General features: G+C 58.7%; 4 protein-coding genes. All 4 read right to left on the bottom strand.

The window, feature by feature from the left end; translation table 11 throughout:
* Positions 1–361: 361 nt before the first annotated feature.
* Positions 362–2,032, bottom strand: a complete 1,671-nt coding sequence (locus tag VG146_09915) for a DUF3631 domain-containing protein (GenBank protein HEV2392665.1) — start codon at positions 2,030–2,032, stop codon at positions 362–364.
* Between the two features lie 895 nt (positions 2,033–2,927).
* The gene (locus VG146_09910; GenBank protein ID HEV2392664.1) at positions 2,928–3,554 is read right to left on the bottom strand and encodes a BON domain-containing protein; all 627 of its coding nucleotides are present in this window, start codon (positions 3,552–3,554) and stop codon (positions 2,928–2,930) included.
* A gap of 76 nt (positions 3,555–3,630) precedes the next feature.
* Entirely contained in the window at positions 3,631–4,758 is a 1,128-nt protein-coding gene (locus tag VG146_09905) for a PfkB family carbohydrate kinase (GenBank protein HEV2392663.1), read from the bottom strand.
* A 12-nt stretch (positions 4,759–4,770) separates the two neighbouring features.
* Positions 4,771–5,862, bottom strand: a complete 1,092-nt coding sequence (locus VG146_09900; protein ID HEV2392662.1) for a hypothetical protein — start codon at positions 5,860–5,862, stop codon at positions 4,771–4,773.
* Positions 5,863–6,001: the final 139 nt, after the last annotated feature.

The raw sequence follows: 6,001 nt of genomic DNA, 5'->3' as shown, positions 1-6,001 counted from the left end.
AGCGAAGGCCAGCGCGAAGCGTTTGGATCTCAGTTCCGCCTACCGCCCTCCAGCGTGCAATCATACCGTTCCAACCGCCTTCATTCTAAAAGCTCCTTCCCCTTCTACCCAAACTCAGCCACTAAATTCCCCGAATATCCTCTGTTTGTAGTCTATCCCACGGTCCTTTCATTATCTGGCCGATGATGCCGTGGCGAAGGGGTTTCCCATAGTTAGTTGGTTTGGCTCCCCCATTGACGCGGCTCAAGTTGGGCGGCGCAGCCCAACTCCACGCCCCTCCCACACCCCTCAAGAGCTCAAGCCGCCACCAACTCGGCTTTGATTTTCCCCCCCAGGCCGCGGCCCGCTTTTTCCAGGGTGGTCATCCCCCCTGTCTGCTGTCCCCATTCCCACCCTCCTTCTTCTTCGCCTCCTCCGCCAATCTCGCCTTCTCCGCTTCATACCTCTTGCGCATCGACGCCTGCTCATCCAAAAACGCCTGCGCCATCGCCTTCGGCATATACCGCCGGAATGTCTCAGTGAAATCCTCCGCCATATATCCCTTTGCCGAAACTTCCCCAATCCATATCGTCCGCGGCCGCACTCCATACGGATTCAACTGCTGCGACAGCCACCGCTCCGTCACTTCCTTTCCCCGCCGCATCACCACCCACGGACGGTCCTCGCTCCGGTTCAGCCCTGCCACGATGTCCCTGCTGAACATCCTCACCCCGCCGCTGCTTTTCATCCACTGGTTGTTCTCATCACTCTCCTGCTGCAACAGCAGAACCCAGATGTCCAGCAACAGTGTTCCAATCGGGCTCTCCTCTTGCGCCCCCACCGTTAATGCCACCGCCGCCTGCCGCGCCTTCTCCGCCCAGTCTCCCCCAGCCAGGTCCGCTATCGCCAGCAGCGGCTCCCAAATGTCCGCCGCGCGGTCGTTCAAATCCTCCGGCAACTCCGGTTGCGCCTTCGCTATCTCCTGCGCGTGGTCCGCCACAAACCGCGCGCACTTCCGTCTCAAATCCTTCCCGTCCAGGTTCCTCATCCGCTCGCACTTCTCCTTCGACGTCTTACGGTCCATCCGTATAATAATGCACCGGTCCGCCAGCGTCTCAGGCAGATGTTTGATCGTCGCTATCACCTTCGGACACCAGCTCGAAAAACGCCCCAGCTCCAGCCCGTTCCCCTGCCCCTTGCCATTTGCCTCTTTCGCCTGGGCGCTTTCCTTCTTGGCACCTCCCGCATTTGCCTTCGGCGTCATCCGGATCACATACGCCGTTCTCTTCTTGTAGCCCGAATTCAATATCCCCTTCAGTTCCCGGTTCCGGTGCAGCACCGTGTCCCACTCATCGATCAGCAACGTCGGCTTCTTGTCCTCGATCACCCGGTAAAACGCCGGCGAACTGATGTTCGACGCCACAATTGGCCGGTTCACCAATTCGCATAAGCCCGTCAGCAACGTCGTCTTCCCGCACCGCTTCTCCGGCGATTCAATCCCAATGTAAGTCGCCACAGGCCGCAACTCGAACGCATAGGTGTGTGCTATCCACAGCGCCAAGGTCTCCGCGCTCCATTGCGCCAGGACCACATACCGCTTGAGCCAGAGCGTCAATTCATTCAGCAACTCCTTCCCATCCACCGGCTCATCCCAAGGCTCCACCGCAACACCTTCCTCCCATAAATACAGGTCCTCGGCCGCCCCCGTCCCGTTCCCTATCGCCTTCCCAAACGCCGCGGCCTTGGCAAACACCCCGTCGCCCTCCTCGCCCGGCCCCATCTCCGCCTCCCGCTCCTCGCTCCCAATCTCAGCCGCGCCCTCCGAACCCGGACCCGCGCTCTCCGCCGCCTGCGCTCCACCTCCCTGCCCTTTCAAGCCGCCGCCTGAACCGTTGCCCGCCTGTTCCGCCCCAGAACCTTTGCCTTTCACTGTCCCGTCCTTGGACGCTTCCTGTCCACTTCCGTTACCCTCCGGCCCTGGATGTGCCACATCCGCCTTGCTTTTATCCTGGGGCTCCTCTGCTTCTCTTCGCTCGCTTTCATCATTATTCATACTTCATTTCCTTCCAATTATCCGCCTCTCATCAGAAACGATTAACATTTCCGAACCCACTCCACCCGCAGTAAAGCACCTTCTAGGCCCAATTCCCCTCCTCGTGTGCCGCAGGCGTCCTCGCCTGCGAGATCACCGGGCGTCTTGCCCGGTTTTTTCCCCCTACCAGCGTCTCGAAATCTCGAAATTGACGGATGCCTGACGGATAATTGACGGGAAATTGACGGATCTTTTTGAAAAAAATGCCCATCTTTCTGTGTTCCTGACGGGTTGACGGCAAAACAAGGGGGTGAGGGTGTGTCCCCCCTGTTTTACCGCCCCCTGTTCCCCTCTTCTATACTCAATACGCCATGGCCATCGGCTATTGGCTATCGGTGGCTACTGGCGATTCGTCACGTTGGCTCTCGCTGCTCTTCCTCAAAAAAACCGGAGTCAACCGGAGCCAACCGCACTCAACCGGACCTATTTCAGTTTTCCTTCGCGGCATTCTGCAGTTTTCCCCTTGCCCCCATTAAGCCAAATTAAGCCAGATTAAACCAAATTAAGGTAAATTAAGCTACGAAATGCACCGCAGCGGCGGTGGCGCCCCCAAACCCCAATCGGTGGTCTCCTTTCTAAAAATTCAATGTCAAACTTCGTACTCCCTCCCTCCGCGCCTGGAAAAAATTGCGGTAAATTGCGCTTGGTTGCGCCAAATTGCGCTTCCCTCATTTTGCCCCACAACTTTAACTCCCTTAAAAGGGGTGAGCCCTCTGCCGCTTGCTCGGCGCCTTGGTAACCGTAGTAGCGAAATTATCAACCCGCACAGGCGCCGAGGCATTGAGAAAACCAAACCACCGAAAGCGGCTTCGCGCAGTCTTCTCTGAGCCTCAGTGCCTGTGGTTAACCTGCAAGCTTAATCCCGTTGCAACTGGTCGTAGATAGCGGTTAGGCCGCTAACATGCTGGATCGAGGCGATGATCGCATCGTGAGCGGTCGAACCCGCCGTGCCCTGCAAGCTCACCGTTCCGTTCCTGACCATGATGGTCACATTCTCCAGCCCCGCTGAGGGGACATCATCCTCTTGCAACTGGCGGGCAATCCGTTTGGCTGCCAAGACGTCGTCGCTCGACCAAGGCTGCACCTTGAGCTTGGGATACTGGGGAATAATCACCGGCGTTGGAACGGTCACCACCGGTGCTGGGGTTGCCACCACTGGCGGAGGAGTTGCATAAACCGGCACTGTCGAGGGTTGCGCGCCCAGCACTCCTGGCGAAGGGAGAGTCACCTTCAAATTGTCCTTTACCGCCACCACACCGGCGGTATCGCGCACCAGCGAATCGATTCGTTGGCGGTCCGCTTCGGTAGGCACCTTCCCGTCGAGGGTGACAATGCCGTCGTGGACGTTGACGTGAACATGACGTTCGTTAAGAACGGCTCGCAAACTCCCCTCCAACCCTTTGTCCGCTTCGTGGTTGTCGGCCGCGCAAACGGTCGCAAAGAGCAGAAACGAAGCAATCGTGAACATTCCGAGGATTTTCATACAACAGACTCCTTTCTCCTTGTTTGGAATAACCTCGGTCCCCCCCGGCCAGATTGCAGTGGGGTTTATTACCTACTCAGCGCGCCAGTTCGGCAATTTCAGCCACACTGGCCGTCCCGGTTGTCCCGAGCTTGTGAATGACAATGGAGGCAGCCGCGTTGGCCAGTTCCATAGCTTCGTTCACAGTCGCGCCAGCCGCCAGGGCCGTTGTCAGGTTGGCAGAGACGGCATCACCCGCCCCTACAATGTCAATCGGCCCGCGAGTCGCCAGGGCCGGGACATGGTCCAACCTGCCTCCAGGCGCCGCCCCAAGAATGCCGCGTTCGGATAAGGTAATAAAAACCGGGCGTTGGTTCTTTCTGGCGAGAGCCAGCGCGGTTTGTTTAATGTCATCAAACGCGCTCACCCCAAGCCGCCGAAGTTCCTCCCCCTCCCCTTCCGACTCGCCGCGCTGTCGCGCCGTCGCAGCGGGAGGGCAGAGGGCTCCCTCTGCGTGTAGTCCATCCCGCGGTCCTTCCGGTTGTAGCACACGACTTCTCTGTAATTCCTCCGCATTCATTTTGAAGATAACCGGCGGGAATCCGGCCAACCCGCGGCGGCCGTCCGCAAGCACCGGAAGGCCGGGGTTTTTTGCCGCAAACTCATCGAGCGCCTTGAGCACTCGTGTCGTCACCACCCCCGTTTGCGGGAGATCGACCTGGTCCAAAACGATGAGGGCATCGATGGAACCGCTCAGTCCGAGCAACCGCCTGGCCAATTCCTCCTCGATGGCCGGGGGCGTAGGCGTCCAATTCTTTGAATCGAGGCGGTTCAATTCCACAGGCGCTTTGCCTGCGGCAACCACCAGGGGTTTGCAATACGTGAAGGTGCGGCGTTGGTTGGTTTTGATGAAGAAATCGAGCCGCACCCCGGGCCTGCTTTCGAGCGCGCGCCGCAACTCGAACCCCTCGCCGTCATCCCCGGCAAACCCAATGGGGTGTATCGTCCCGATACCCTGCGCCACCAGGTTGTTCAGGATCGTTCCAGCCCCGCCAGGCTGCGCCCGCACATTCACCACATTATGAACTGGCAGACCCGTCTCGATTGAAACCTCCTCTCGGGTTGGATCAATCTCGAGGTAGCGGTCCAGGCAGAAATCCCCCAGGACCCCAACGCGCAACCGCGGATACACTCCAGTAATGGCATGAAAGCGCGCGAGGTCCATCCGGTCAACGTTTCACTTTGTTGGGCTGGATTCCAGCCGCTGAAGCAGATGATGCAGAAAGGCGGCGTTGTCGCATTGGCTGTACACCATCGCGCCGCCCATGCGGGAAAAGCTCTTACAGAAGCGCAAATAATAAGCTGGATTATCCTTTGGCGGCTCGCCTTTGGACCAATCCCAACGACCCCCGTCCTGGATGTCCACCACGTAGATGGTGTGACCCTGAACGATGGGCCGCTCCGCCTGGAGCCGCAAATTATTGACCACGCTCAAGCTCTTTTCAAAGACCTGCGGCGCCATGATGGCCGAGCCGACGCAAAGCACCACGCCGTTGTCGAGTCCTTCGACGGCCTGGCCAAAGAGGAGGAAGTCGGTTTGCGCCGCGCGGCCAATAGCTGCGCCATTGAACATGGGGTGTGTGGAAAAAATGTCGTAACCAATTCCCGGATGCGCCGTGAGCGGGTCATTCGTGGAAAAAGCCCGCGCAAGGATTGAGTTCTCCTTCCAGGGATGCTTCACCTCGATCCGTCCCGCAGGCAAATGATGGGTGAGCATGGCCTGGAGCAGCTCAGCGCGAGCAGGGGCCAGCGGATGCGATGGCTCGGCACGCAAAATCGCAGCGAGCGATTCGATCGTTGGCAGGGTAACGCCATCCTCGACAATAAAGCGGCCCAGGCTGCGTCCATAACCCTCTTCGCGCAACCCCCCAACTAACAGAGCGAGGTGGATGCAGCGCCCCGTTTCGTCCCAAGTCCCAAATGAACCTGTCGCGACGTTTTGGCGCACGTTTTCCTCCGTTCGTCCTTGAAAAGCCAATTCCCAATCGTGAATTGTTCCGGCCCCGTTGGTGGCCAGGTGAGTGACCCAACCCCCCTCGATGAGCCGATTGACGATCTGCATGGCCCCATTCTTGATGAGATGCGCGCCGTAAAGGAGCATCACACTGGCGCCCACGGCTCGCGCGGTGAGGACCCGGCTCGCGCACTCCTGGATGGTATCAAGTACTTCAGCCGGACAGGCCCGCAGCGCGCCGTCCGGATTGACAAGCACGTCGGCTATTGAGCTCAGGCTCCGGCGTGTTGCCAGCGGATAAACCTTCACCTTCATTAAATCCAGTGGTTTCGGATAATCTCTCATCAGGATGGGCCCTTGGGATTACTGATATCTGGAAAGACGTTGCGCATCGCGGTATGAATAAATGGCCCTCATGATGCGCGCAAACACTTTCCGGTTGCCCCGGCAAGCC

The organism is Verrucomicrobiia bacterium (assembly GCA_035946615.1).
GTDB lineage: Bacteria > Verrucomicrobiota > Verrucomicrobiia > Limisphaerales > UBA8199 > DASYZB01.
Note: the sequence above shows the minus strand (reverse complement) of the source record. Positions and strands in the feature narration are given on the sequence as shown.